Annotated in this window: 23 protein-coding genes; 9 read left to right on the top strand and 14 right to left on the bottom strand. The window is 60.9% G+C overall.

Going from position 1 to position 26,030, the window contains the following annotated elements:
- Nucleotides 1-37: 37 nt before the first annotated feature.
- Nucleotides 38-1,840: a thiamine pyrophosphate-binding protein gene (locus tag NGR_RS07710; protein WP_015887690.1), complete on the bottom strand. Its 1,803-nt coding sequence runs from the start codon at nucleotides 1,838-1,840 to the stop codon at nucleotides 38-40.
- Nucleotides 1,841-2,214: 374 nt separating this feature from the next.
- Between NGR_RS07710 and NGR_RS07715 the strand changes: the two genes are divergently transcribed.
- A complete protein-coding gene (locus NGR_RS07715) occupies nucleotides 2,215-2,904 on the top strand; it encodes a hypothetical protein (protein WP_015887691.1) in 690 nt (229 codons plus the stop codon).
- Between the two features lie 76 nt (nucleotides 2,905-2,980).
- Here the strand turns inward: NGR_RS07715 and NGR_RS07720 are convergent, their stop codons facing one another.
- Nucleotides 2,981-3,805 (bottom strand): helix-turn-helix domain-containing protein, encoded by an 825-nt coding sequence (locus NGR_RS07720; RefSeq protein ID WP_015887692.1) that lies wholly within the window; start codon nucleotides 3,803-3,805, stop codon nucleotides 2,981-2,983.
- Nucleotides 3,806-3,977: 172 nt separating this feature from the next.
- On the opposite strand from NGR_RS07720, the gene NGR_RS07725 reads away from it, so the two are divergent.
- From NGR_RS07725 to hisN, 4 genes are all read left to right on the top strand, one after another.
- Nucleotides 3,978-4,952: a Gfo/Idh/MocA family protein gene (locus NGR_RS07725; protein WP_165447134.1), complete on the top strand. Its 975-nt coding sequence runs from the start codon at nucleotides 3,978-3,980 to the stop codon at nucleotides 4,950-4,952.
- A 61-nt stretch (nucleotides 4,953-5,013) separates the two neighbouring features.
- A complete protein-coding gene (locus tag NGR_RS07730; protein ID WP_015887694.1) occupies nucleotides 5,014-5,901 on the top strand; it encodes a sugar phosphate isomerase/epimerase family protein in 888 nt (295 codons plus the stop codon).
- A 153-nt stretch (nucleotides 5,902-6,054) separates the two neighbouring features.
- Nucleotides 6,055-6,234 (top strand): hypothetical protein, encoded by a 180-nt coding sequence (locus NGR_RS07735; protein WP_240545070.1) that lies wholly within the window; start codon nucleotides 6,055-6,057, stop codon nucleotides 6,232-6,234.
- Between the two features lie 153 nt (nucleotides 6,235-6,387).
- A complete protein-coding gene (gene hisN / locus NGR_RS07740; RefSeq protein WP_164923961.1) occupies nucleotides 6,388-7,170 on the top strand; it encodes a histidinol-phosphatase in 783 nt (260 codons plus the stop codon).
- A gap of 119 nt (nucleotides 7,171-7,289) precedes the next feature.
- Here hisN and NGR_RS07745 read toward each other — a convergent pair whose 3' ends face one another.
- The 7 genes from NGR_RS07745 to NGR_RS07775 form a co-directional block, all read right to left on the bottom strand.
- A complete protein-coding gene (locus tag NGR_RS07745; protein ID WP_164923962.1) occupies nucleotides 7,290-8,522 on the bottom strand; it encodes an MFS transporter in 1,233 nt (410 codons plus the stop codon).
- A 330-nt stretch (nucleotides 8,523-8,852) separates the two neighbouring features.
- Nucleotides 8,853-10,376 (bottom strand): efflux transporter outer membrane subunit, encoded by a 1,524-nt coding sequence (locus NGR_RS07750; protein WP_164923963.1) that lies wholly within the window; start codon nucleotides 10,374-10,376, stop codon nucleotides 8,853-8,855.
- Nucleotides 10,377-10,572: 196 nt separating this feature from the next.
- Entirely contained in the window at nucleotides 10,573-10,851 is a 279-nt protein-coding gene (locus NGR_RS07755; protein WP_164923964.1) for a BA14K family protein, read from the bottom strand.
- A gap of 63 nt (nucleotides 10,852-10,914) precedes the next feature.
- Complete coding sequence (locus NGR_RS07760; RefSeq protein WP_015887699.1) at nucleotides 10,915-11,274, bottom strand: hypothetical protein; 360 nt, start codon at nucleotides 11,272-11,274, stop codon at nucleotides 10,915-10,917.
- Between the two features lie 118 nt (nucleotides 11,275-11,392).
- Nucleotides 11,393-12,238, bottom strand: a complete 846-nt coding sequence (locus tag NGR_RS07765; RefSeq protein WP_015887700.1) for a DUF3313 domain-containing protein — start codon at nucleotides 12,236-12,238, stop codon at nucleotides 11,393-11,395.
- Nucleotides 12,239-12,368: 130 nt separating this feature from the next.
- Nucleotides 12,369-13,658, bottom strand: a complete 1,290-nt coding sequence (locus NGR_RS07770) for a HAMP domain-containing sensor histidine kinase (RefSeq protein ID WP_015887701.1) — start codon at nucleotides 13,656-13,658, stop codon at nucleotides 12,369-12,371.
- Nucleotides 13,659-13,660: 2 nt separating this feature from the next.
- Nucleotides 13,661-14,347, bottom strand: coding sequence for a response regulator (locus NGR_RS07775; RefSeq protein WP_015887702.1), 687 nt, complete (start codon nucleotides 14,345-14,347; stop codon nucleotides 13,661-13,663).
- Between the two features lie 250 nt (nucleotides 14,348-14,597).
- Between NGR_RS07775 and NGR_RS07780 the strand changes: the two genes are divergently transcribed.
- The 4 genes from NGR_RS07780 to NGR_RS07795 all read left to right on the top strand — a co-directional run bounded on the left by NGR_RS07780 (nucleotide 14,598) and on the right by NGR_RS07795 (nucleotide 20,862).
- Nucleotides 14,598-15,665, top strand: a complete 1,068-nt coding sequence (locus NGR_RS07780; protein ID WP_015887703.1) for an efflux RND transporter periplasmic adaptor subunit — start codon at nucleotides 14,598-14,600, stop codon at nucleotides 15,663-15,665.
- A 5-nt stretch (nucleotides 15,666-15,670) separates the two neighbouring features.
- A complete protein-coding gene (locus tag NGR_RS07785) occupies nucleotides 15,671-18,823 on the top strand; it encodes an efflux RND transporter permease subunit (protein ID WP_015887704.1) in 3,153 nt (1,050 codons plus the stop codon).
- Nucleotides 18,820-20,028, top strand: a complete 1,209-nt coding sequence (locus NGR_RS07790; protein ID WP_015887705.1) for a patatin-like phospholipase family protein — start codon at nucleotides 18,820-18,822, stop codon at nucleotides 20,026-20,028. The genes NGR_RS07785 and NGR_RS07790 overlap by 4 nt, the downstream gene beginning before the upstream one ends.
- 237 nt (nucleotides 20,029-20,265) lie before the next feature.
- Nucleotides 20,266-20,862, top strand: a complete 597-nt coding sequence (locus NGR_RS07795) for a tyrosine-type recombinase/integrase (protein ID WP_015887706.1) — start codon at nucleotides 20,266-20,268, stop codon at nucleotides 20,860-20,862.
- Nucleotides 20,863-21,139: 277 nt separating this feature from the next.
- Here NGR_RS07795 and NGR_RS07800 read toward each other — a convergent pair whose 3' ends face one another.
- The 5 genes from NGR_RS07800 to NGR_RS07820 form a co-directional block, all read right to left on the bottom strand.
- Nucleotides 21,140-21,721 (bottom strand): YceI family protein, encoded by a 582-nt coding sequence (locus tag NGR_RS07800; protein ID WP_032490858.1) that lies wholly within the window; start codon nucleotides 21,719-21,721, stop codon nucleotides 21,140-21,142.
- A 16-nt stretch (nucleotides 21,722-21,737) separates the two neighbouring features.
- Nucleotides 21,738-22,592: a hypothetical protein gene (locus NGR_RS07805; protein WP_015887708.1), complete on the bottom strand. Its 855-nt coding sequence runs from the start codon at nucleotides 22,590-22,592 to the stop codon at nucleotides 21,738-21,740.
- Nucleotides 22,593-22,829: 237 nt separating this feature from the next.
- Nucleotides 22,830-23,738 (bottom strand): ABC transporter substrate-binding protein, encoded by a 909-nt coding sequence (locus NGR_RS07810; protein WP_015887709.1) that lies wholly within the window; start codon nucleotides 23,736-23,738, stop codon nucleotides 22,830-22,832.
- Nucleotides 23,739-23,766: 28 nt separating this feature from the next.
- A complete protein-coding gene (locus NGR_RS07815) occupies nucleotides 23,767-24,792 on the bottom strand; it encodes an amidohydrolase family protein (protein ID WP_015887710.1) in 1,026 nt (341 codons plus the stop codon).
- Nucleotides 24,792-25,982: a cytochrome P450 gene (locus NGR_RS07820; protein ID WP_015887711.1), complete on the bottom strand. Its 1,191-nt coding sequence runs from the start codon at nucleotides 25,980-25,982 to the stop codon at nucleotides 24,792-24,794. The genes NGR_RS07815 and NGR_RS07820 overlap by 1 nt, the downstream gene beginning before the upstream one ends.
- Between the last annotated feature and the right edge of the window lie 48 nt (nucleotides 25,983-26,030).

Below are 26,030 nucleotides of genomic sequence, written 5' to 3' on the forward strand. Positions count from 1 at the left end.
TGCGAGGGTGGCCTGCTGCCCCCTCGCGAAGTTCTACTTAGAGGTGCTGCTCGCGCGCACGCATCTCGGCGTAGGCAGCCTGTTCCTTCTCGTAGTAGGCCGGCGACGGGAAGTCCCACCAGCCGGTGGCGAACGGACCTGCCGCATCGCGAGATACGATGACTTCAACCAGGGCCGGACCGCCGCATTCCAGCGCCGCCTTCAGGCTCTTTTCCAGGTCTTCGTCCTTCTCCACCTTCCACGCCTCCAGGCCGAAGGCGCGCGCCGAGGCCGCAATGTCGGCCGAGTAGGGCTGACCATTGCCGGCGTGACGGTTGAACTCCGATGCGATGTGGCGCCCCATGAACTTGCGTTGACCGCCGCGGATCGACATATAGCCCTGGTTGTTCAGCACGAGGAACACCACGTTGATGCCGTTCATTGCCGCCGTGCCCATCTCCGGCAGGGACATCATGAAGTCACCGTCGCCGACAATGGCGACGACCTGACGGTCGGGGCAAGCGAGCTTCGCGCCAAGTGCAGCCGGGACTGCCCAGCCCATCGGGGAATAGGAACCCGAGGTAAGATGTGTGCGCGGTTCATAGACCGGGAAGCTCTGCTTGACCGAGCCTTGCGTGTTGCCGGACCCGACAACGACGATGCCATTGCGGTCCAGAACCTTGCGAAGGGCCATGAGCGGACGTTGGGAGGTGAAGGGCGTTTCGCGGCTGTTTTCACGCGGCTCGACCTGGGCGCGCCAGTCGGCCTTTGCCTTTTGAACGTCGGCAAGAAACGTCTCGCGACGTGACAGCATCTTCTTGGATTCGGCGTCGGAGATCATCGCCAGCAGCGCTTCCAGCGCGACCTTCGCATCCGAAACGATGCCGACTTCGGTCTCGTAGTTCTTGCCGATCTCGCGCGGATCAAGGTCGATGTGGATCAGCTTGGCCGAGGGGATCGAGAAAGACACGCCCTTGGCGTAGGACGACGCCGACCAATCGGTGAACCGGCAGCCGACAGAGACGACGACGTCGGCGGAAGCGGTGATCTTGTTGCCGCAGGTCGTGCCGGTCTGACCGACTGCGCCGATGAACAGCGCGTGATCTTCCGAGATCGCTCCCTTGCCGTTCCAGGTGATCGACACGGCCGCGCCGAGCTTTTCGGCAAGGCGGGTCAGCTCAGTCGAGGCGTTTGCGGTGATCGCGCCGCCACCTGCGACGATAACCGGACGCTCGGCGTTGAGCAGCACCTTGATCGCCGCCTCGATCGCCTTCGGGTCCGGATAAGCCACGCCAATCGGCAGGCGCTTCTCCAGCGGGTGAATGGTGACGTCTGCCGCCTCGACCTGCACATCCATCGGCACTTCGACATGGACGGGGCCCGGACGGCCCGTCACCATCGCATTGAAGGCACGATGCATGATGCTCGGCAGGACCTGAACCGAGTTCGCTTGCCAGGCGCGCTTCGTCACCTGCTCGGTAATGCGTGGGAAGGCGTTGTCCTGCTGGCGCTCCAACTCCTGCATGGTGCCGTGACCGTGCATATAGGTTTGCGGCGAACCGGAAACATAGAAGAGCGACGTGGAGTCGCAATAGGCCGTTGCGAGACCGATGATCGTGTTCGCGGCGCCCGGACCCACAGAGGTCGAGCAGGCCATCGGGCGTCCCGAGGCACGGAAGTAGCCATCCGCCATATGCACGGCGCTCTGCTCGTGCATGACCTGGATGAAGGGAATCTCAGAGCCCTCTTCAAGAAAGGCGTCAAATAGCGACCAGATGCCGTGGCCCGGAACACCGGCCACATACTCCACTCCGTATTCCTTTAACGCTTTCGCAACGACTTGACCGCCCGTGAGCTTCATCTGATCAACCCTCCTCGGTGTGTTCTTGACTGCGAGCCTTCATCAGCGTGGCTCTTCCGACCGTGGGGGAAACAGTCCGTCTTTCGGGTAAACCTTACAAGTTCGCAGCACACGATTAGCTGACGCAGACTGACGCAAGACCCGCTGAGGTCTGCATCACTCGCTTGGCGCCTTCCGCATGATAAACTTGGGTCAGTCCGAGCTCCTCGCGAGCCAGGGACCTGCATGCGCCTTGACGGCTGGCTCAAGAGGATTCGCAACTAGACGCACTGTGCGCGTATACTTGCGTGGCAAATCAGAGTCCCGCGCAATAGGCATTTTGTTCCTGCCGTGGCTTCCTTTGAGGAAAGTAGCCTTTGCAGGAGGAGTTCGCCGTGGAGAACAAAATCAGAGATCTCGCGTTTGCCGACGAGTTCATTTACGCGAAGCTCGTCGAGACCGTTGTCGACTACGAGGTCGAGGACGCGATCGTCGTCAACCTCAGCCCGCGGTCGCTTGTAACGGGAGATGAGCATCCGGCGATCGTTCCCGCCTGGAAATCCACCTGGCTGCGCGGCGGACGCATCAAGAGCGCCGAGCGGGTTGCGCTGCTGAAGGTGCAGCGTGCGACCAATCTTGGGGGAGCGATGTTCCGGGGCTGGGACTGGCTCGGCAACCGGATCCGCAGTTTTCCGAGGGACACTCCCCTCTTCATCTCTAAGCAGGACGAGGTCGGCTCGGTCACGACGGACCCGCGTGTTTTCACGAACGAGCGCACGGACCACGAGGCGCCTCAGTCGTTCACGTTGAAGCTAAATCTCTGGTGGGCACCCGGCGACACGGACTGTTTCATTCATCATGAGCACCCATTCCTGGAGACGCATACGCAGATCCATGGCTCTGGCCGGATGCAGAAGTTCAAGCAACGGGACCCCTCCACCTTGTACGAGGACGTGGTGATGCCCGTCGGCTATTCGCATGATCCGTTCTGCAGGGTGACGGGAAAAAACGAATGGACTTACCCCTGGCACCGCTACTACGCCGACACCGACTCCGTCTGGTTGGCGGTGGAGTTGCATCCCTGACGGACTCTACGGCGTCATGCGTCTCGTCAGAGCAATTCGAGGAAACAGGCAGGAAGCCCGGCCATGCGGTCGGGCTTCATCCCATCTGGATCATGTCGGACCCGTCACCCAGATATTGCAAGGCTTCGCGGGGTATGGACGGGTCGTTCCGATCCATCACGGTCAGGTTGTTGAGGTGTTCGCGCTTCAAAAGGCCCGGTCCACGGTAGTGGAGCGCCACTTTCGTGGAATAGGGCGACCTGAACATGTTCGCGGCAATCCCGCTCGCGATGCCGAACATGAAGTTCTTGGAATTTCGCTTGACCTGAGCATAGACCCCGAAGGTCAGTTCGTTGCGCTGGATTCCCTCAAAATCAGCCGTGAAGATGCGATCGGCGACGGGAAAACAGAAGCCGTAATATTTGAACACATACTCCGTTTTCTTTGGATCGTCGAAGCTCGGGAACCGCTCGACATAATAGTGCTGAAGGAACTCCTTGTTGCGATAGATGCAGAAGGCGGATCTCAGGACGAAGCCCTTATAGATGGAGGAAAACTGATACCTGTCATAGACACCCAGAATATCGCTATCGAGCGAGTTGTTCTCGACGATCATGTTCGACACGAAGCGTGAAAACTCCGGTAGCTGGCGGGCGGTGGACATGGCATGGAAGAAATTGCCGTCGACCAGCGTGCGAAATTCGTCCGGATCCGAAAACAATATAGGGACGCTGAGGCCGAAATAGTTCGCGATCATCCTCAGATTGGATGCGGAGGGGACGTGAGCGCCCGAAAGATATTTATTGAACTGCTGCCGATTGACGTTGATCTTTCGACAGACCGCCGCGATCGATCCATGCCCTTCGCAAAGGGTTCTGAGATTGGCCGCCAGAGCCGCTGCGTTTCCCCCGAACTGATCCATCAGTCCACGTCCCCAAACTGAAGCAACGAGAAGCACACTCTACTTCTTTTCGCGAAGGACATCAATGGGATGCGAAATTGCCGCATGAGCGGCCATGCCTCACAGTGCGCCAAAAGCCGATATGCGAGGCGCCATGGTATTGCGACAGAACGCCGAGGAGGGATGGTCCGTTATGGGGACCGGGACGATCGCAACCGAGCACATGGTTGCGGCAATCCGTGCGATGGGGCATTCGCCGCTTTGGGTGGTGAGCAAAAGCCGAGCAGACGCCCTCCATTTCTCCAATGACTTGGGCATTCCCCAGGCGACGACAGATTTGGAACGGGTGCGGTCCGATCCGGCAGTCAAGTTCGCCTACATAAGCGCCAGCCTCAAGCGTCGGCCACATTACGTTCTCGCGGCGGCCGATGCCGGAAAGCACATCCTCTGCGATGGCCCGCTATCGCAAGACAGCAGAACCGCAAAAAGACTCGTCAAGCACTGCGCGGACGGTGGAGTGCTGCTCGCAGTCAACCAGCCCCTTCGTGCCTCCGCCATTCACCAGACGATGCGACGGTTAATTCTCGAAGGAGAGATCGGGTTGATCCAGTCCCTATCAATCCTGCGTGGCGGTCCGTTTCAGCCCCCTCCAAATCGGAGGAGCGAGATGCCCCACAATGGCGGAAACGTTTATCTCGACGTCTGCGCCGAGGACATCGATCTCGCGCGCTTTCTTACCGGTGCTGAGCCGGTCGAGGCGATTGCCTTCGCAAAGGAATCGAACGGCTCGCCCAACCATCTCGCTTATACAATCCGCATGGAGAATGAGAGCCTTCTCCAAGCGCATGAGAGTTTTGGCACAGCCGATATCGAAAGCATGGTGGTGGCAGCCGGCACCGACGGCGTGCTGATTGCAAGCGGTACATTGAGCTCGCGCGGTTCCGGCGTTCTGGTGCGTCGGCTCGCTGGCCGCAACGAGCTCGTTCCCGTGCGTGAACGAGACCTGCACACCGCCACATTGGAAGAGTTTGTCGGCGCAGCGAGACTTGAAGCTTCCCCACTGGCGACTGGCATGGACAGTTTCGCGGCGCTGGTCGCCACCGAAGCAGTGGCTTCAGCAGCAAGAACGGGCCGAGCGACGGCGATCCGACCAAGTGCGAGCTCATGAACACACAACGCGCGGGCGTGTCGGTCCTACCCTGCCCGCAACTGCACATCTGGAAAGATTGATGACCATGACCAAAACGAACCAGCTCCTGCTGCACTCGCTCGTCGCAAGACATTCCACGCTGGCGATCGATCTCGACATCGCTGAAAAGGTCGGATTCGACGGGATAGAAGCTTCGGCGGCCAAGCTACGGGCATTTCTGCAGGCAGGCTTTTCGGAGGCAGAGCTGGCGGAGCTGCTCCGGGGCGTGAACGTACCGGGAATGGGCTTCCTGATAGACATAGAGCGCCAGGGCGAAGCGAAGAAAGAGCTCTTGCAAGAAGCGGAGGAACTCTTTCGTCTCGCTTCCGTAGCGGGAGCCAAAGGGGTTCAGGTGCTGACTGGCCCCGTCAATGTCGAGGCGGTGCTGCGTCACGAAGCCGGCCACCCGGCGAATCTCTACAGCGGGTTGCTCGGCCGAACTCTGGAGGAGCAGATCGCCCTTACCGCGAGGAATCTATCCGAGATCGCCGACCTCGCTCGTAGCTATGGGCTCCTCGTTTACCTCGAGGCGCTTTCCTGGACGCCGCTGAATACGATTGAAAAGCAACGGATGATCATCGAGACCGCCGCCCGCGATAATATCCGAATGGTCATCGATTTCTGGCATTGCTTTACATCCGGAGATACGCCCGACGACATCGCCCGGCTCGACAAGGACATCATTTACGGCGTCCACGTATGCGACTCGTTGGCGTTTTCCGGCGGAGTTCCCGACGAAGTGGTCCTGAGAGACGTTCCGACAGGCGCCGGGGTGATCGACCTGAAGCTCTGGGCTGATGCAGTCAAAGCGACCGGTTACGACGGATGGTGGAGTTGCGAGCTCTTCTGCAGAAAACAGCAGCAGCAGAATAGCTACCAGGTGGCGCGCGAACTGCACGCCTTGATGTCGAATCTCGTCCTTCGCTGATTTCCCTCGGGGTCACAGGCGATCCTTCGAGCCATCATTCGCAACTGATGGGACAATGTGCGTCACATTGCTTCCCGTATTTTAAGCGTGAGAAAGCGACCTCCGGCGCCCGTTGTCTTATCCTCGAGTGGTGTTCAGCGGAGGGAGGGGAACTTGACGCTACATAGAATCACCGTGCTAGCCACGCCAGCCACCGTGGCAATCCTCGCAGCACTCTGCCTCTGGTGGTCAGGGCTGCTTGTGGGCCAGTTTTTTGCCGAGATCGCTTCCCTTTACGAGATTCAGGCCAGCCTAAAGAGAGACGCGGTGCTGACCATCCTGCAGGGAAACTAGCTACGAGCTTGCCACCCGCTGTACGTTACCAAAATTGCAAAGGGTGGCAGGCGGCGGTGGTTCTCCCCACCGCCGCCAACTTTTGTATGGCTGCTCGTCCTCCGCAGTTAAACGAGGCGCGGCTAAATGTCTGAACGACGCTTGGATAGAAATATGATCCAAATCCCGCCCGTGTCCTTTCTACACCGTCTGGCCGACGAGGCTTCCAAGGAAACGCTGCCGCGCTTTCGCACGACCCTCGCGGTCGAAGAGAAGTTCAAGCCTGGCTATCGTTTTGATCCGGTGACCTTGGCCGACAAGGAAGCCGAAAGAGTATTGCGCGAGCTGATTTCGTCCGAGTACCCCGACCACGCAATACTTGGTGAGGAGTTCGGTGAGACCGGGACCGGTCCGTGGAAATGGGTCATCGATCCGGTCGACGGCACGAGGCCCTTCATCTGCGGGATCCCTGTATGGGGAACATTGATCGGGCTGACGCTGGAAGGTCGCAGCGTCATGGGGATGATGAGCCAGCCCTTCACAAAGGAACGCTTCTGGGGAGATCAGGAAGGGGCTTGGGTGCAGGATTCGTCAGGCACCCGTCGCATGAAGACGAGATCAACGACAGATCTGTCGCGGGCGATCCTGCACACGAACTCTCCCGACCGTTACGGAGATTTTCCGGACGTCAACTTCGAACGCTTGCGGAACAGCGTCCAGATGACGCGCTATGGCGGCGAATGTTATGCCTTCGCCATGCTCGCATCCGGCCAGATCGACCTTTGCCTGGAACTGGCGTTGCAGCCCTACGACATCGTCGCTTTGATACCGATCATCGAACGGGCGGGCGGCGTTGTGACGGGCTTAAACGGCGAGCGGCCCGAAGATGGCGGCCACGTCCTAGCATCTGCAAATGGACCGCTGCACGAGCGTGCGCTGAAAGCGTTGAATGGCTGAGCACAGACTTCGGTGCGCAGGCCGACCACTCCCTAGATCGATAGGCGACGAGTGGTCGCCCAGGTCGGCGACGCGCTATCGCTCCCATGCTCTTCCTCGAGCAGCCGCAAGTGCGTCGATCACGCGAAGCTTTCGCTTAATTGATCTTTCGCATGATATGCCTTGAGGCGACGATTCAAATAGAAGGTACCAGCGGAGATCAATCCAAACGCCAATGTGACGAGCCCGAGACTAAATGTCAGGCTCGAAACTTGCGCAACAAAACCTAGCAGAGCGGGTCCGAGGAGCAGGCCGCTATATCCCATCGTTGACACGATCGACATCGCTTTTCCGACTGCATGCGAACCGATTTTGCCCGCTGACGCGAAAACCGCGGGTATCATGTTCGCAACGCCAAAACCGCACAGCGCCAAGACGATCAGGCTGATTGCAACGCTATTCCCGACCAGCATTATCAAAAGCGACAACGCGCAAATGATTCCTCCGAACCGTAGAACCTTCACGTGTCCTATTTGTCTGGTCACGGCGTCACCAAACAACCGCGCAATTGCCATGGCGGCTGCAAAGATAGCGAAACCGTAAGCGCCAAGACTTTCGGACGCACCAAGGGTGCTGACCAAGTAGACAGCAGACCAGTCCATGATCCCGCCTTCAGCGAGGAAAGCCAAGAAGGCTATAATGCCGAACATGAAAACGAGCATTTTCTGCGACGTGCTCAACTCGCGATTGGTATTAGAATCGGCGGTCTCTATGGCGCGCGACCTTTTACGAGTTCTGCTATAGGCGATCAATCTTGTTGAGATCGCCGTGAGAAGCACGATTACTCCGGCACCTCCTAGGCACTCGCGCAAATTGCCACCGTAGGAGGCGACTACACCAACGAGAGAGGCGCCAATGATGTTGCCGATGCTAAACAAGGCGTGGAATGACGACATCAAGTGTCTGCCGGTACCTCGCTCTATTTCAGATGCCTCAATGTTCATCGACACGTCGAGCGTTCCGAAACCCGCTCCGGCAACAAACACGAGCGCCCCCAACGGCAGCAGACTGTCCACGAACGGGACGATCAATATGGCGAGGCCAAATACCATGCTTCCACCGAGGCTCAGCAAATAGCTGCTGCTAAACCGGCTACTCAGTCGGCCAACATTCGCCATCAATACGATCGCCCCAAGGGCAAAACACAATAGCAGAGTTCCGAGTTGCCCCTTGTCGAGTCCCACCTTTGCGGAAAGCAGCGGCAGGCTCGATGCCCACGATCCAATTCCAACGCCGCCTGCTAGAAAGAACAGGCTGCAACCCACTCTCTTCGAGCCGCGAATGTTGTCGACGAAAATTCGAACTTTAGCCATAGCGGGACCACGCAGGTAGCATTCAGCAATGAGAAGGCCGCGGTAGTGACGATGGCTTCGCGAGCGGCAGGGACGATAACGACAAACTAGTCTACAGTTTTGACGGCGCAACCTCGCACTGTTCACGAAAGTGACGCAAGCTGACGCACTTGTGACCTGCGGCGACTCCACCGCACACTATGTCGTATCCCTATGCGCAGGTGCGCGCTTTTTGCGCTGATGAGCGTCATATCTCCTGCGCGAAATTGCCGGCACGACAGAGCCCGCTTGCCACCCGCGCTGACCGGCCGAAACGGACACTTACTCGTCACCCCCTATACTGTCTCACCACTACGAACCGCTGCTCTGACCCGTGGCGCGCGCCAGGTGCGGCCCGGTGTTGACATCAACCACGGCCGGCTTTGACACCTCGATGCCACCGTCCCAGCCGCCGCCGAGCGCCTTGTTGAGGGCGATGAAATAGATGGCGATATCGGCGCGGCTCCTGATCAGTGCCTCTTCGGCGGTATAGAGGGAGCGCTCCGCGTCGAGCACATCGAGAAAATCGACGGCGCCAGCCTCGTTGAGGGTCCGCGACAGTTCGGCGGCCCGGCGATAGGAGGCGGTCGAGGACGTGAGTTTCGCGTAGCGCGCCCGCGTTTGCGACAGCGACACGATGGCGTTCTCGACATCCTCCATCGCAGAGAGCACCGCTGCCTGATAAGCCGCGTAATATTGGTCGCGCTGGGCTTTTGCGACGTCGACGGTGGCCTTAAGCTGCCCGCCGTTGAAGATCGGCACGGTGAGCGTCGGGCCGAAGCTCCAGCCGATCGACGACTTCTTGCCGAGGTCGCTTGTGCTCAGCGCCGAGGTGGCGGTATCGCCCGTCAGGCTGATCGACGGATAGCGGTTGGCCTCGGCCTGGCCGATCTTCGCGGTGGATTGCGCAAGCTGCCGCTCGGCGAGCCGCACATCCGGGCGGTTCACGAGGAGATCGGCCGGGATGCCGGCCGCAACGGGCGACTTCGGCAGCGGCACCGCGCCGCCCTTCTTCAGCCGTCCCTCCAGCGCCGCCGGGGGTTGGCCGATGAGAATGCTCAAGCGATGAACGGTCTGGGCGTAGGAGATCTGATAGGTCGGGATGTCGGCTTCCGTCGACGTCGCCTGGGCATCCGCCTTGGCGTCGTCGACCCCGGTTGCCTCGCCGGCCGCCAATTGTTCCCGGGTCAGCTTCGCAGTCTCGCGCTGCGACGCGGCCGAGCGCCGGGCGAGCGCCAGCAGCGACTGATATTCGCGCGCCTGAATATAGTAAGAGGTCACATCGCCGACGAGCGTGACGAGGGTGTCGCGCAGTTCCTCCTCGGCTGCCTCCGCCCCGTACCGGGCAGCCTCCAGGCCACGCCGGTTGCCGCCGAACAGATCGAGCTCCCAGCTTGCATCGAAGCCGCCCTGGTACTGGTTGTAGACACTCGGTTCCGAACCGGCGACCGACGACGTCGAGCGCGTCCGGGTTGCCGAGGCCGAACCGTCGACGGAGGGAAGAAGCGTTCCCTGTTGCTCGCGATAAGTCGCACGCGCCTCGCGGATCTTTGCCTTGGCAAGCGCGACGTCGAGGTTGCCTTCGACTGCTTCGGCAATCAGCGTGTCGAGCAACGGATCGCGAAACTGCCGCCACCATTGCGAAAGCTCAGGCGGCCTGGCTGGCTTCTGTTCCTCCTTGCTTCCCCAATGGGTCGGGAGCGCGAACCGCGGTTGCTCGTAATCCGGCCCGACGACGCAGCCAGCAAGCAACGCGACGCTCAAGAGGCTGAGCGCAAGCTTCGTCACACCCGTTCTGGAGGACCGCATGTTTCGTCTGGCAGGGAGGATGGTCATATGGGCTTCTCGGTCTGGGAGCATTGGAGAGGTTCAGTTGTTGGCCCGCGGCACGCGACCGCCGTTGGACGCCCCTCCCCGCGCCTCCGACTCGGCGCGACATTCCAATCGCTGAGATGAGGACGTCACGCCGAGGGAAGGAACGTGTGACAGCCTGGACTGCCACACCAAGAACTTTTGCTTCCTCGCTTCCAACTTAGCTGAAAGGGGAATAGCAAAGCCTTCGCGGCCCTTCGTGGGGCTGGTAGGTATCGTCGTATGCCCGGTAGCTCCGGTAGCGATGTGCGCACCAGTCCGAGTGCCTCGGATCGTATCGCCGAGCGTAGTCGGGCTCCGGCGGAGGCGGCGCCACAATCGGTGGCGGACCAAGAGGCAACGGTGGAGGAAGCAGGACAGGAGGCGGGACTTGCGCCACGGCGACTGACTGGCTTGCAAGCACAAGTGACACCGAGACGAACATCGTTAAGCACTTCATCGAGATAACCTCATTTTTCCTCGCCGCGAGTGAGGCGGCGCCAAGACTTCTGGCTCGATGTCCCTAACGACTGAATTTCAGGTCGGGCCTGTCGCCGTCCCAGCCCTGAAGCCCTCCAGCAACCTCACTGAAGCGAAGGCACCTGGTGCCCATTCTGCCGTCAATGCACACCCCGTCACCCTTGACCGCCCAGGTGACGGACAGCGTGAACGGCAGAGGACCGCGGATGCTTCCGGTGCCGTCTTTCTTGAGGGTGACCTTCAGGGTCTTGCCATCCGGAGCAAGCGCCGACCAGGGTTGTCCGTCTGCAAGAACGGCAGCGGCCTGCTGCGGCGGCAGGAAAGACTTCCCTTCCTGGGCAAATGCGGGACTTGCGGCAAGCATGGCGCCGCATATCACTGCAAGGCGGGGATTCGTCTTCATTCGGTTTCCTTTCTCATTTGATCTGCCTGGTTTCGCTAAGGTGCCGCAGGAATCTCGCGGCCACTGAATAGCGTTCGCGCAAAAGTGGGAGGTTCCCACGTCTGCCGTCGCGCGGTTGCTATTGCGGAGCCGACGCGCCCTTGTCGGTCCAGGCGGGCGGCAGGCCGAGCTGACCGGCGACCGCACCCTTGATGCCGGGGGCAACCCCGAATGCCTTGCAGGCGTCGTATTTCGGATCGCCGCCGAGCGACGCTTTCATTTTTTGCATCGACGGCATCGCCATCATTCCCTTGAACGGGTCTCGGCCGGTGACCAGCAGGCGGCTGAAGTCGCTGCCGAAAGCGGAAGAGAGCGAATAGGCATCCCCGATCGTGGACACCCGGGCCTTTGTCGTGAGCATGTTCGCGCCGCGCGACCAGAGCATCGCTGCCTTCTGCGATCCCTCCTGGCCGATGGCCTCGGCTTCGACGGACAAGCCGCCGAGACCGATCGGAAGTCGCGGGACCGGAACGGGAAGCACTGCCGCCACGCCGAGCGAGGCGACGGTCGAGGTCGCCGCGGCCGCCCGGTTGGTCGCAACGATGTCGGTGACCGTCGCGTGGACGACGAGGTCTGCCGGCTGGTTCGCAGCGACGACCTCGAAGCGGTCGCTGAGACCGGTACAGAGCGCCCGGTCGATGGTATTGGTGACGAGCGCGAGTTCCTTGGGGTCGAAGGCAACACCGCTGCCGATCTCGGCCGACGTCGGCGTGATCCGCACCGTCTGCGCGGCAAGGACCGGGGCCGGATCCACCCGCAGCTTCGCCTTGGTCAGAGCGCCGCCCGAGGCGGTCATTCCCGCATAGGAACCGAGTGACGTTCCCTCGTGCAGCGGCACGTTTGCGCAGGAGGAGACCGCTGACAACAGGATAACGCAGAGCGCTGCCTGCGGGCGTATTTTGGGTATCTGGATGCTAAAGGGCATGTGCCAAATCTCTGATCCGGGATCTTGGCTCAGGTTTTAGCGATGCCAGCGTTAATGGCGGTAAAGGCAGTGTAAAGTTGAGTAAAATCCAAAAGCCGGCATCTGTCGCCAGCCGGGGTCTTCATTCGTATCAGGCTTGATCGTCCAACGGACGATGCGCTGTCGGCTTGCGCGGAAGTTCGAGAGTAATGGCGAGACCGCCTGCGTCCGGCAGCGATGCGTAGACCCGCCCGCCATGGCGCTCGACGGCCTGCCGGGCGATCGCCAGGCCGAGACCGTATCCGCCGCGTGGGACCGCATCGTTGCCGCGGGAGAACGGCTGGAAGATACGCTCAAGTTCGTCTCGCATCATGCCCGGTCCCCGATCTGTGACGCGGATCCTGAGAAGGTCGACCGTCGTTTCGCAAAGCACCGATATTTGCGAATGCTCGGCCGTGTACTTGACGGCATTGCGGACGACGTTTTCAAGCGCCCTGTAGATCAACTCGCCTTCGACCTCGGCGAGGAAGGCACCGTTGACACTCGTGGTGATCGAAACGTCCCGCGCCTGGGCTTCGAACGCCGCATCGCCGAGGATTTCGTTCAGGAGGTCGACGACGTCCAAAGTCTGCGTTGTCGGCGGCAGGCCGGACCTGGCCGTCAGCCTGGCCAGCGTCAGGACCTCCCCCACCAGTGTATCCAGCCGCTCGACTTCCCGGTCGATGCGGTCCAGCATGGCATCGAGCTTTGCCGGACTCTGCCGGAGGACGCCGACGACTGCCTGCAGACGGGATAACGGCGATCGCAGTTCATGTGAAACGTCGTGGAAGAGCCGCTGCTGTGCATCCTGAAGCTCCTTGAGCCGCGCGGCACTGGAATCGAAATCATGAGCAAGCGCGGTGACCTCGTCCCTGCGCCCAGCCATCTTGTCGCCGATACGGACATCGAAGCGACCGTGGGCGAGTGCACTCAAGCCGTCGCGCAGATGTACGACGGGACGAATGAGATACCGCGCGAGTGCTGCCGCGGATATCGTGCTCGAGACGAATATGGCGATCCACGGCATCAACAGGGCGAGGTAGTCGAGAATGCCGCTCGCCCCTTCGGAAACGGAGATCGTGTAGCAAATTCCGTCTTTCACGATGGATCTTACCTCTGCCCTGCCCTCGTCCGCACAAGCCCCGGATGCCGTGGTCTTCGATATCGTCAGGCCGAGCGGTAGCGTTTCCTCGCTGACGCGGACGAACCGCGCGGCGGCATCCCCGCCATTCCTCGTCAGCACGTTCGCGGTCAGGTTCAGAATGACCGTTTGCTCCCGGTGTTCCTGTTCACGCGCGGGAGGCGGGATCTCAAAGATGTTGATCATGAGGATGATGACCGCGACCGTTGTCGCGAGCGTCAGCCAGATTGTCGCGAAAAACTTCCAGAAGAGCCGGGGCATGGTCAGTCCAGCAGAAGTTGATAGCCCTGGCCGCGGACGGACTGGATCCAGGACTGTCCATCCTCTCTGAGCCCGAGCTTCTGGCGAACGCTGCTGATATGGACGTCGATGCGGCGATCGAAGGGTGTCAGCGGTTTCCCGAAGGCCCGCTTCGAGATGTCCTGCTTCGACACCAGTTGGCCGGCATTGCGGGCGAGAACCTCGAGCAGGCTGAACTCCGTGCCGGTAAGTTCCAAAGGCTCTCCGAGCCATTCGGCGGTTCTGTTGCCGGGATGCATGACGAGCCGGCCGGCTTTCAGCGTATCGGTGGAGGTACCGACCACAGACTGACTTGCCCGACGAAGGATTGCCCGGAGCCTCGCGGCGAGCTCTCCCGGCGAACAGGGCTTCGGCACGTAGTCGTCGGCGCCGAGATTGAGGCCCGATATCCGATCGACATCATCGCCTCGCGCTGTGAGCATCAACACCGGGACCTGGCTCAGTTTTCTGATCCTCTGCAGCACCTCGATCCCGTTCATTCGAGGCATCATGATATCGAGCACGATGATATCTACAGAGTTGCCGGCGGCGGCAGCGATGGCCGCGCGACCGTCCGTGTCGGTCGCCACATCATATCCTTCTTCGGCCAGGTATTCCTGCAGAAGCGTTGTCAGTTCGACGTCGTCGTCGATGAGGAGAACCTTGTTCATCTGCTTTCGTCCGTCATTCATCTCAGCCACCCATACAGCACAAACGCGCGCGGACGACGGGATTTTACCCAGCTTAACACTAACTTGACCGCACTTAACGTTCGTCCGGCTACTCGTGGAGCACGGCGACGTCGGTCGTGGGCCTGGGAACGGTCCGCCCTGCCGTTCGCGCTATCGATCGAATGAACCGTCCGTCGAGCTGGCGCAAATAAGGGGAGAGCGCCGAAGCCGTGGAATATGAGGAACGCCGTTGAGAAGATCGTTTATCCCACTCGCCACCGCCCTTGTCGGGGCGGTGCTCCTGCTTCCCTTTCGTAGCGCCATTGCGGATCAGCCCGCCGCGCCCGCCCTCACCGTCTCGCTGGTGGCGCCGGCGCAACGGGAGTGGCCGGAAACGGTTCCCGCAAGCGGCTGGCTGAAACCATGGCAGGAAGCGATCATCGCCTCCGAAACGAGCGGTCTTCGTATAACCGACGTTCTGGTCGATGTCGGATCCGTTGTGAGAAAGGGGCAGACGCTGGTCCGGCTTTCACAGGACAGCGTGGTGGCGGACCTTCGAAAGCAGGCGGCGGCCGTCGAGACCGCCAAGGCAAATCTGGCCAAGGCCAAGGCCGATGCAGACCGAGCCCGGCAGCTTCGTCCTTCGGGCGCTCTTTCCGCTCAGAACATCACCGAACGGCTGACCGATGAGCAGACGGCAAAGGCAAGCCTTGAATCGGAAGAAGCGGCGCTCGAAAGTCAGAACATCAAGCTCGCCCAGACGACGATCACGGCCGTCGACGACGGCCTCATAACGTCGCGCTCGGCCGAGCTTGGCGCGGTCGTCTCCTCCGGCACCGAGCTGTTCCGCCTCATCCGTCAGCAGCGTATCGAATGGCAGGCCGAAGTTTCGGCACGCTACCTTTCGCGCATCTCGGAGGGGCTGAGCGTCGAGATCAACGGACCGGAAGATCGCCCGATCAAGGGCAAAGTGAGGCTCGTCGGACCTTCCGTCAGCACGGGTACCGGCCGCGCGATCGTCTACGTCGCGCTTCCCGCCGACGTCCATCCGACCGTCGGCCTCTATGTCACTGGCAGCATCGAACTTGACACCACCCCGGCGCTCACGGTTCCGGAGACGGCGATCGTCTATCGTGACGGCATCAATTACGTCTTCACAGCCGACGAAAACAAACGCGTGCGAAGGGTCCGCGTCGAGACCGGCCGCCGCAACGATGGCGAGGTCGAGATCGTCTCCGGCATGGACCGGTCCGCAAAGGTCGTGACGTCTGGCGGAGCATTTCTGTCCGACAACGACCTCGTGAATGTTGCGGGGTAAGGCCGATGAATTTCTCCGCCTGGTCGATCCGCAATCCCGTACCGTCGATCCTGCTGTTCGCAATGCTCACCGTCGGGGGGCTGCTTGCGTTCAAGCGCCTGCCGATCCAGAACTTCCCCGATATGGACCTCCCGGCCATCAGCATCACCGCCACGCTCGAAGGCGCGGCGCCGACGCAGCTCGAGACGGAGGTTGCCCGCACCATCGAGGACCAGCTCGCCTCGTTGAGCTACCTCGACCACATCACCACGACGATCACCGACGGAACCGTCTCGATCAAGGTCTCCTTCAAGCTGGAGAAGGACAGTGAAGAGGCCTTGAACGAGGTCCGAAATGCGGTGGATAGCGCAAAGGCCGATCTGCCGGCGCAGATGGAGTCTCCGAGCGTCACCAAGGTGACGCTGCAGAGCGCCGCACTGGTCACGTATGCGATCCGCTCGACCCACCTTAACGAGACAGAGCTTTCCTGGTTCATCGACAACGACATGACAAAGGCACTCCTGTCGGTACAGGGAGTGGGACAGGTCAGCCGCGTCGGCGGGATTGACCGCGAGGTTCATGTCGACCTCGATCCCGCAACGATGGCGTCGCTCGGGGTCACTGCGGCCACTGTATCGGCGCAGTTGAAGTCGGTCCAGGCCGACACTTCGGGTGGTCTTGGGGAAATCGGCGGCACCCGGCAGACCCTGCGGACGCTCGGCGCCGTCGCGTCGGTCGACGCCCTGAAGGGGCTCCGTATTCCGCTCGCCAACGGTCAGCAGGTTCGTCTCGACGATATCGCTTCCGTCACCGACAGCTTCGCCGACCGGTCGTCGCTCGCCTATCTCGACGGCCAGCCCGTGACGGCGGTCGAGGTCAAGCGCTCGAACGGCTTCTCGGATACCGGCGTCGCCGCCGAGGTCGAGAAGGCAATGCAGCAGTTCGCCGCCGCACATCCCGATGTCGAGATCGATGAGGCCTACAGCACGGTCGGGCCGATCCTCGACAATTACGACGGTTCGATGCATATGCTGATCGAGGGGGCGATCCTCGCGGTCGTCGTCGTCTGGCTCTTCCTCCGGGATTGGCGCGCGACAATCTTGTCGGCTGTGGCACTGCCCTTGTCGGTCATACCGACCTTCCTCGCCATGTACCTCGCCGACTTCAGCCTGAATATCATCACGCTGCTGGCACTGTCGCTGATCGTCGGCATCCTCGTCGACGATGCCATCGTCGAGGTCGAGAACATCGCCCGCCACCTGCAGATGGGCAAGCGGCCGATCGACGCCGCGCTCGAAGCGGCCGACGAGATCGGATGGACGGTCATCGCCACCACGCTCACGCTCGTCGCGGTCTTCCTGCCGACGGCTTTCATGAGCGGCATACCGGGGCTGCTCTTCCGCCAGTTCGGCGTCACCGCCGCGGTCACCGTGCTCGCCTCGCTCGTCGTCGCGCGGCTGCTGACGCCGATGATGGCGGCCTATTTCATGAAGGCTCATCCGATCGAGGAAAAGGATAGCCGCATCATGCGTGCCTACATGGCGGTCGTGAACGCATCCCTGAGCTACAGGAAGACCACCGTCTTCGTGACGGCCGCCTTCGTCGCCCTTTCGCTTTCCACCATCCCCCTCCTGAAATCGGGCTTTCTGCCCGCCGCCGACGACGCGCGGACGCAGGTGACACTGACCCTGCAGCCCGGCGCCACTATCGATCAGATGGACGCAACGACCAAAAAAGCCACGGACATCGTCCGCAAGCTTCCCGATGTAACGCATGTGTTCTCGGCGGTCGGTTCGGCATCGTCGGGCGGCGGCCCCGATGCCACCACCACCAGCAGCGTCGGAACCGCCACGCTCGTCGTCACGCTGACGGCTATCGACGAGCGGGACCGGAAGCAGTCGGAGATTGAAAACGACATCCGTTCGGCTCTCTCGCTCCTACCCGGCGTGCGGGTTGCGGTCGGCGGCGGCGGCAATGGGACGCAGCTCGACATCACCCTTGCCAGCGACGATCCCTACGCCCTCGATAGTGCAAGCACGGCGCTCGAAGAGCAGCTCCGCACGCTCAATGGTATCGGAGCGGTAACGTCGAGTGCCGCAAGGCAGGCGCCCGAGGTTCAGATCACCCCCGACTTTGCGCGCGCGGCCGCCCTTGGCGTGACCTCGAGCGACATTGCCGAAGCCGTGCGCGTGGCGACAGACGGGGAATACTCCTCCGCCCTGCCGAAGCTCAACCTGCCGCAACGGCAGGTCCCGATCGTCGTACGGTTCACCCCTGAGGCACGCACCAACCTTGACGACATCCGGAACATGAGGGTGGCCGGAACGACTGGCAGCGTCGATCTCGGATCGATCGCCGACATCCGTGTCGGCGGCAGTCCTTCCGAAATCGACCGCATCGATCGCATGCGCAATGTCACGCTTTCCGTCGAGCTCAATGGCCGCATCCTGAACGACGTCTACCGTGAGGCAAAGGCGCTGCCGGCTCTTCAGCATCTGCCGTCCGGCGTCACTCTCGTCGAGCAAGGTGAACTTCAACGTAGTTCGGAGTTGTTCCAGAGTTTCGCTCTTGCAATGGCAATCGGCGTCTTCTGTGTCTATGCGGTCCTTGTCGTGCTGTTCCACGATTTCCTGCAGCCGTTCACCATCCTGATGGCCCTGCCGCTCTCGCTCGGCGGTGCGCTGCTGCCGCTGGTGGTGACCGGAACGAGCTTCTCGATGCCGGCCGTCATCGGGCTGCTGATGCTGATGGGCGTGGTGACGAAGAACTCGATCCTTCTCGTCGAATACGCGATCATGTCGCGCCGCCAGGGAATGTCGAGATTCGATGCGCTCGTCGATGCCTGTCACAAGCGCGCGCGGCCGATCGTCATGACCACCATCGCCATGGGATCGGGCATGCTTCCGGCCGCTCTCAGCCTGACGGGGGGCGATTCAAGTTTCCGGCAGCCGATGGCGATCGTCGTGATCGGCGGGGTGATAACGTCGACGCTGCTCAGCCTCATCGTCATCCCGGTCATCTTCACCTTCGTCGATGACCTGCTCGCGGCTATCAAGCGGCTCGTGCACCGGACCGGGCCACGCCAGGAAATCGCCGGCGAGGAAACGCATGTGTCGAATGATCGCGAGCCGATCGCCTTTGAGCGCAGCCCCGCGAAGCGAGGTCATGGCCAGAGATGACCGTGTTCCAGCAGGAAATCCATCAGGGCCGGGGCGTCCTCGCGACGAGGCTTGCCCCAGCCCTGATCAGAGTGCTCGTGGCTCTAGTTCCGGTCGCCTTCATCCTGTCCGGTTGCATGCAGACGCTCGACAGGGCGCTTGACGCGCAGGAGGCAGACAGGGCCTCGATCGCGGGCTATGACGAGATCCGAAGCTATCTCGACGCCCGGCTCGACGAATTTCCGCGCAATGCCCAGGATTGGGCGCCAGCGAGCAAGCCGGGCGGCCTCGATGTCCTGATGATCTCGGGCGGCGGTTCGGCCGGCGCCTTCAGCGTCGGCGTGCTTTCGGCGTGGAGCGCAGCGCAGACCCGCCCTGAGTTCGATGTCGTCACCGGCGTCAGCACCGGAGCCTTGATCGCACCCTTGGCTTTCCTCGGATCGGCCTACGACGACACTCTGGTGCACCTCTACACGAGCGGCGTCGCCGAGGGCCTTACCAGTAGCAAGAGCCTCGGCGGATTGCTCGGGTCCAGCCTGTTGAGCGCCGAACCATTGTCACGGATGGTCGAGCGCTTCATCACGCCCGAGGTCCTTGAGCAAGTTGCTGCCGAGCACCGAAAAGGCCGTCGCCTCTTCGTCCTGACCACCAACCTCGACACCCAGCGTGCCGTCATCTGGAACATGGGCGCCATTGCCGGCAGCAATCGCCCGGAGGCGCTGAAGCTGTTCCGGAACATTCTGTTGGCGTCGGCCAGCATCCCAGGCGTTTATCCGGCAGTGATGATCGAGGCCGAGGCGGACGGGCGCCACTTCAAGGAAATGCATTCGGATGGAGGGTCCGCGTCGCAGGTCCTGATGCTTCCACAGACTCTGCTGGCAAGCGGCAAAAGCCTCGTGCCCGCCAAGCGGCAGAACGTCAATTTCTATGTAATCGTCAACAACGCACTGATGCCGGAGTTTGCCTCCACGCCGGATAGAACGCTGTCCGTGATCGCACGGGCATACTCGATCTTCGTCAAGTCGCAGACGCAGAGCGCGCTGACGGCCCTCTATAACTATTCCAAGCTGACCAAGGCACGGTTTCAGCTTGCGTCAATCGACATCCAACTCCCCTATTCGATGTCCGATCCGTTCAACACCGACTACATGCGGACCGTCTATAATCTCGGCTACGCGGAGTTCGCCGCTGGAACCCTGTGGAGAGACAGCCCGGTCTTTCGGTGATGAGGCGTTTATTGTCGTCCCGGTGCGCTGGATAGAGATCCATCAAGGAGCCGCTGCCCCGCCCCAGCGTCCCCGATGCGAGTTAAAGCAAATGTCCCGTTTTGGTGTGGAGCAGTCGGCAAGCGTTCGCGTGTCAAACTTCCGCTGTCCACCCGAAGTCAATTCCAGGAGGATTATCATTAAGCGGCTTGACAATTGAGCGCTGCGGCAGTGGAGGGTGGCTCTAGGAGCACGGCTATGTCTAGCTGGAACTCGGGCCGCATCATCGGTCAGAAGCCTCCATTGAAGCCGAAGGAGGTCTGGGCCATCCGAACCCGCCTGCAGATGTCGGGTGCGATACGCGACCTGGCGCTGTTCAATCTCGCAATCGACAGCAAATTGCGAGCTTGTGATCTCGTCGCGATCTCAGTTGCCGACGTTGGAATTTCCGGAAGGGTTCGCGAGCGGGCGATCATCATCCAACGGAAAACAGGCCGACCAGTGCAGTTCGAACTGACCGACCAAACGCGGGAGGCTGTCGGTGCCTGGATCGGACGTCGCCGGCTTGGTGAACGAGATTACCTGTTTCCCAGCCGAGTGCATGCAAAGCCGCATCTGTCGACGCGGCAGTATGGCAGGATCGTCGAACGGTGGGTGTCGAGCATCGGGCTTGACCCGAAGCGCTACGGCACGCATTCGATGAGGAGGACGAAGGCGGCCCACATCTACAAGAAGACGGGCAACCTGCGCGCCGTCCAACTCTTGCTCGGCCACAAGAAGCTGGAGAGCACCGTACAATACCTCGGAATAGAGGTGGACGACGCCTTAGCCATTTCTGAGCAAGTCGAGCTGTAGCACTCAAGGGCGGCGCTTCGCTTCGAAGCGCCGCCCGCTGGCCTACTGAGGCGAAAGTTCGACCCGAAGCAGACACTTGCGGTGAAGCAGTCGATGTCTCGTATCGAGGGAAAGCGGAAATGTTGTGATCGACCTTTGCGCCGCTCTTAGCATCGCACCCCTCCAGCGCAGTCGATTTGAAAGCGCAGGTGCGAGAGAGTACGCTTACCGGATTAGAACGCCCCCGCACACGATGTGAACGGGGGTGATTGGACAGCGCTCGTGATGTGGTGCTGGCTTACCGTCCTCGGCCTTCAATCTCTATGTAGAGCTTTACGTCGTCTCCGATCATCCCGAGCGCGGTCTTCAAACCAAAATCGCTTCGCTTGATCGTCGTTTCGGCACTGAAGCCGACGACATGGCTCTTATCCCACGGGTTCTCGCCTTCTTTGTTAAAGACAACATCGAGCGTGGCGGCTTGGGTAATTCCCGCAATTGTGAGATCGCCAGCGATCTTGCCCGATTTCTCCCCCGTCTGCTTGAACTCCTTGCCGACAAACGTGATCTCGGGAAATTCGGCTGCATTGAACCAATCGGCGCCCTGAATGTCGCTGTCGCGCTGCTGGTTATTTGTGGAAATGCTCTCCACCTTGACCGCCACGTCCAGTGAGCTCGCTGGCAGATTGGCGGGATCGAATTCGAAACTGCCTCCGAAATCCCGCGCCACCCCGACGACACGCGAGAAGCCGAGGTGGTCGATGAAGAAAACGATATTCGAGTGAACGATGTCGATATCGTAAGTTCGCGCCTGGACCGGCCCGCTCGAAAGAGCTGCCGCGACGAGAACCGATGCGAGATAGGCGCATGCCAGCTTGATCATTGACATTCCTCCCTTGTCAAATTGGAAAGCCTGAGCCGTGTGAGATGATGGCAACCGCAGCTCCGGACGCCGCAGGTATGACGCAAAGCAATCCGAACGCGCAGAGACGAGCAAAGGGGTTTCGAAGCCGGACGATCCATCCGGTCCGCCTTGCGACCTCTGGAACCAGGAACACGAGCGCGAGGATCGCAAGCGCAAGCAGATCGGCCTTACGGGTTATCAGCGTCACTGCAAAGATGACGGACAACATGCCGCCGGCTCCACCAAGAAAGGCCGGAGTTCCGAAAGGATTGTCCTCACTTCCTAGATTCCAGACGACGATCGCCAAAAGGGCGGCGGCGAACATCAAGCAGAGCTGCAGGCTTGACGAGGACGCGCCAAGCAACGCGATCGGCGCAAAACCGGTAGAAGCGATGGCAAGAAGCAGCATCCTTTTGACGCCATCTTCCCCGGCGGAGCCGCCAAAGTCACGGCGCAGCAATGCCATCGACAACATGCCGACGGCGGCAGCGAGGACCAGTTCAAACGGGGCTGCAGTTAGTCGGCTTTGCCCTATGTACAAGACTGCGGCCAGCGGCTGCAGCACCACCGCCCAAGTTGTCAGCCGCGGTCGATCGGCAAGATCGACAGCAAGGCCTATGAGGGCACCCGCCAAAGAAATGTAGAAAATCTTGTTCACTGCACCGATGGGCGGAAACGGCGGCACTTTCTGGTAGACGAGGAAATAGGAAGCCAGGAAGGCTGCCGAAACAATCAGCCCGACCCAAGCCGCGCTGAGACTGAGCATTCGGCGAAGGCCCGCCAGGACGAAGACGGCGATTGAGACCGAAGCCGTCCCGATGAGAACGGCTTCCTGAGGGGTGTCTCCCATCGAAATCACCCCCTCAACCAACATAATCAATGCACGAGTTCGGCATCACCGCTCTCCTCCCCAGGTCGGCGACAAAGACCAACTGGAATGCTAATACCTTCTGGTCTTCTAATTCCATTTAGTATTCCGATGTGAGCGTTGTCAACCGCTGTCGGACCACCTCAGCAAGAACAGACCTCCGCGCAGCGGTGGCGAGGCGGTTGTTTCTGCGCCCTCGGCGGCACGACCGCCTCAACGTCACGCAAACGCCTGTTGAAGGTAGAGGCTATCGAAGACCCCAGCGGCGGACGCACGCTTCCCTTCCTCCAGCAAGCCTGCGCGGATCATCAGATCAATGGTGGTGTCGAGCGCCTTCCCAGGAATGGAAAGGCCTTGCGGCCACATGCCCATGTCGCGCATGTAGCGCAAACCCCGCAGCGCAAGATCGGCGTCATCCGGAACGGTGATGCGCCGGAAAATCGGCAGAGTGATCTCCTCCTTCGCCGGATCGTTGGTGATCGCGTGGGCCTCGGCGAGCGCCTTCAGGAGCTTCCGCACTGTTTTGCCATTCGCTTCAAGCCAGCTTTTATTGGCGATGAGGGCGGCAAATACGATCTCGGGGATCGCATCATTGACCTCGCCGATCAGATTATATCCCGCTGCTTCGGCGATGAAGTTCCACGGCGCCGGCTGTGGGGCACAGTCAATATCTCCCGCTAGTAGGGCGTCCCAACGTTTTGTATGGACGCCGGTGAGCGCGAACTGATAGTCGCCCGGATACTTCAATCCTTCACGGCCAAGCAGGAGCTGCGTATAGATCGCCGTGCCTTCCGTGAGCGACGAGGTGCCGACCTTCTTGCCCCTGAGTTCCGCGATCGAGGCGATCGACGGATGCGCCACGATCGACATGGGAAGGCGGTTCGAGTTCGACGCCACCACACGAAGTTCGCCGCCATTGATGTAGTTCGAAACGGCGCCTTCCGGCGGTGTAATTGCCAGATCCGCTACCCCCTCCAGAACGGCCGTGGTCGCCTTGTCGACGCTGCCCATGCGCAGATATTCGATCTTCAGACCATGTTTCGCGAAAAGGCCATTCTCTTCCGCAACGAAGACGGGCAGCCAATTGAAGCCCTGGGCACCGCCCGCCAGCTTGACTGTGGTCGTCATGAATATTCCTCCATTTGTCGCGCCGAGATTACCGGCCCTGCGCCTTGAGCCGTTTGTCGAGCAAGGGATAGACGCGCCGCGCATTGCCCTCGAAGACCGCGTGCCTGTCCTCGGCGCTAAGATCGAGCGCGTCGATATAGCGCCTGGTATCGTCGAAGCTGTGCCCGGTTTCCGGGTCCACCGCCTTGACGGCGCCGAGCAGTTCGGAGCCGAACAGGATGTTCTTCTTGTCCACCACGCGAAACAGCGTATCGATGCCGGCCTGGTGGTAGACGCAGGTGTCGAAGAACAGATTGTTCATGAGGTGCTCGGCAAGCGGCGGCTTTTCGAGCATGATCGAGAGGCCCCGGTAGCGTCCCCAGTGATAGGGTGCAGCACCCCCGCCATGCGGGATGATCAGGCGCAGCTTCGGGTGCCGCTCGAAGAGGTCGCCTTGGACGAGCTGCATGAAGACGGCCGTGTCGGCGTTGATGTAATGGGCGCCGGTCGTGTGCAGACAGCGCTCGCAGGAGCCCGAAACATGGATCATCGCCGGGACGTCGAGCGCGGCCATGGCCTGCCACAGAGGATCCCACCACTCGTCATAGACCGGCGGCGCGCTCCACCTTCCCCCCGATGGGTCCGGATTGAGGTTGCAGCCGACGAAACCTTGCTCGACGCAATGCTGCAGCTCAAAAATCACCGGCGTCAGATCACCATTGACCGTTTGCGGCAATTGGCAGACACCGGCGAAATTGGCCGGGAACATGTCCACGATGCGCCTGACGTTATCGTTCGAGATGCGGGCCCATTCGTTGGCGATCGCCACGTTATCAATATGGTGGCCCATCCCCGAGGCTCTGGGACTTATGATGGTCAGATCCGAGCCGCGCTCCTTCTGCAGCCGCAGTTGGTTTGCCTCGATGATCGCGTAGAGTTCGTCATCGGAAATGCCCGGGTAGGCCGGCCTTTCGGCCGCTTTGCCTTCCGCATAGGCGACCTGCGCTTTGCGGAAATCATGATGTTTCTGCGGCTCGGTTGTGAAGTGGCCGTGACAATCGATAATCAGGGTCATCACGCGTCCCACTTCGCCGGAAGCACGTTCACGCCGCGGAAGCGCCAGCCCTTGGCCTTGATCTCCTGTTCAGGATCGAGGCGCAGGTTCGGCAATTGCCGGAAGGCTTCCTGAAGAGCGATCTCGCCCATGGCGCGCGACAGGAAATGGCCGGAACAGAAATGCGGCCGGAAGCCGAAGGATACGTGCTGCTTCTTCTTGCGGAACATGTCGAACCGGTCGGGATTCTCGAAGCGCGCTTCGTCGCGGTTCGCGGATCCCATGACGATCGCTACCGATGAGCCTGCGGGGATAGTGGTGCCGGCGATCTCGAAGTCTTCGAGCGCGACGCGCGGGGTCACTCCGATCGGTGCTACCCAGCGCAGTCCCTCGTCAAAGGCCCTGAGCGCGTGTGCGGACGGGTCCTCGGCCATGACTTTGGCCTGCTCGGGATTGGAAAGCAGTCCCGCACAAGCATTTGCAGCCGCATGCCCCGGCTCCTGCAGGCCGCCCAGGATGATGACGCGCATGGTCGGCGAGATTTCCTTCAGGCTGCGCACCTGGCCCTCGGGCATGCCGCCATGCATGACATGGCTCATCAGCGTGCTGTTCGGCTTCGACAATGCCGCTTCATAAAGCGCGCCAAGCTGGTCATCGATGTCTGCAAGCGCTACGTCGAGTCGGTCCCAGACTGTCTGATCGTTGGAGACGTTCTGCAGGCCGAGAGCCATGGCGTGGAACCACTCCACGAGATTGTCGTTCGAAGTCTCGGTGAGCCCGATCACGTCGCCAATGCAGCGCACCGAGATGGGTTCGAAGAGTTCCGTCGTAAGATTCGCTTCGCCTTTGGGCTTGATCTCATCAAGGAAGCGCTGGACCACCGGAAGCGTGAGGCGCTCGACATAGGAACGCACCCGCTCCTGCGTTAAGTTGAGGTCGATGCCTTCGCGCAGGCAGGCATGCTCTTCGCCCGACATGGTCAGGACGTTCGGCATGCCCATGACGCGTGCCTCTGGTCGATCCGCAGCGCCGGACGGTCCGAAGACCCGGTCGGTCGCACCAACGGTGCGACAATCGTCGTAACGGGTGACGAAATACTCGTTGGTGCCCTCGAAGAGCGCAACAGGCGCCTCGCTCCGCAGCCGCGCATAGACCGGGTACGGGTCGTTGTACAGATTTGCGCCCGTCAGTGCTGACGCGTCATTTGCCATGTCTATCCTCCCCTTTGAAATCGCCTGACAACCGATGCTGATTCAGCA

It is taken from the genome of Sinorhizobium fredii NGR234, from assembly GCF_000018545.1.
In the GTDB taxonomy this organism is placed as follows: Bacteria; Pseudomonadota; Alphaproteobacteria; order Rhizobiales; family Rhizobiaceae; genus Sinorhizobium; species Sinorhizobium fredii_A.

What these genes read in the sequence shown, in the direction of transcription:
- NGR_RS07710 (WP_015887690.1), bottom strand. Translation starts at nt 1,840, where the DNA reads ATGAAGCTCACGGGCGGTCAAGTCGTTGCGAAAGCGTTAAAGGAATAC.
- NGR_RS07720 (WP_015887692.1), bottom strand. Translation starts at nt 3,805, where the DNA reads ATGGATCAGTTCGGGGGAAACGCAGCGGCTCTGGCGGCCAATCTCAGA.
- NGR_RS07725 (WP_165447134.1), top strand. Translation starts at nt 3,978, where the DNA reads ATGGGGACCGGGACGATCGCAACCGAGCACATGGTTGCGGCAATCCGT.
- NGR_RS07730 (WP_015887694.1), top strand. Translation starts at nt 5,014, where the DNA reads ATGACCATGACCAAAACGAACCAGCTCCTGCTGCACTCGCTCGTCGCA.
- hisN (WP_164923961.1), top strand. Translation starts at nt 6,388, where the DNA reads ATGATCCAAATCCCGCCCGTGTCCTTTCTACACCGTCTGGCCGACGAG.
- NGR_RS07745 (WP_164923962.1), bottom strand. Translation starts at nt 8,522, where the DNA reads ATGGCTAAAGTTCGAATTTTCGTCGACAACATTCGCGGCTCGAAGAGA.
- NGR_RS07750 (WP_164923963.1), bottom strand. Translation starts at nt 10,376, where the DNA reads ATGACCATCCTCCCTGCCAGACGAAACATGCGGTCCTCCAGAACGGGT.
- NGR_RS07755 (WP_164923964.1), bottom strand. Translation starts at nt 10,851, where the DNA reads ATGAAGTGCTTAACGATGTTCGTCTCGGTGTCACTTGTGCTTGCAAGC.
- NGR_RS07760 (WP_015887699.1), bottom strand. Translation starts at nt 11,274, where the DNA reads ATGAAGACGAATCCCCGCCTTGCAGTGATATGCGGCGCCATGCTTGCC.
- NGR_RS07765 (WP_015887700.1), bottom strand. Translation starts at nt 12,238, where the DNA reads ATGCCCTTTAGCATCCAGATACCCAAAATACGCCCGCAGGCAGCGCTC.
- NGR_RS07770 (WP_015887701.1), bottom strand. Translation starts at nt 13,658, where the DNA reads ATGCCCCGGCTCTTCTGGAAGTTTTTCGCGACAATCTGGCTGACGCTC.
- NGR_RS07775 (WP_015887702.1), bottom strand. Translation starts at nt 14,347, where the DNA reads ATGAACAAGGTTCTCCTCATCGACGACGACGTCGAACTGACAACGCTT.
- NGR_RS07785 (WP_015887704.1), top strand. Translation starts at nt 15,671, where the DNA reads ATGAATTTCTCCGCCTGGTCGATCCGCAATCCCGTACCGTCGATCCTG.
- NGR_RS07790 (WP_015887705.1), top strand. Translation starts at nt 18,820, where the DNA reads ATGACCGTGTTCCAGCAGGAAATCCATCAGGGCCGGGGCGTCCTCGCG.
- NGR_RS07795 (WP_015887706.1), top strand. Translation starts at nt 20,266, where the DNA reads ATGTCTAGCTGGAACTCGGGCCGCATCATCGGTCAGAAGCCTCCATTG.
- NGR_RS07800 (WP_032490858.1), bottom strand. Translation starts at nt 21,721, where the DNA reads ATGATCAAGCTGGCATGCGCCTATCTCGCATCGGTTCTCGTCGCGGCA.
- NGR_RS07805 (WP_015887708.1), bottom strand. Translation starts at nt 22,592, where the DNA reads ATGGGAGACACCCCTCAGGAAGCCGTTCTCATCGGGACGGCTTCGGTC.
- NGR_RS07810 (WP_015887709.1), bottom strand. Translation starts at nt 23,738, where the DNA reads ATGACGACCACAGTCAAGCTGGCGGGCGGTGCCCAGGGCTTCAATTGG.
- NGR_RS07815 (WP_015887710.1), bottom strand. Translation starts at nt 24,792, where the DNA reads ATGACCCTGATTATCGATTGTCACGGCCACTTCACAACCGAGCCGCAG.
- NGR_RS07820 (WP_015887711.1), bottom strand. Translation starts at nt 25,982, where the DNA reads ATGGCAAATGACGCGTCAGCACTGACGGGCGCAAATCTGTACAACGAC.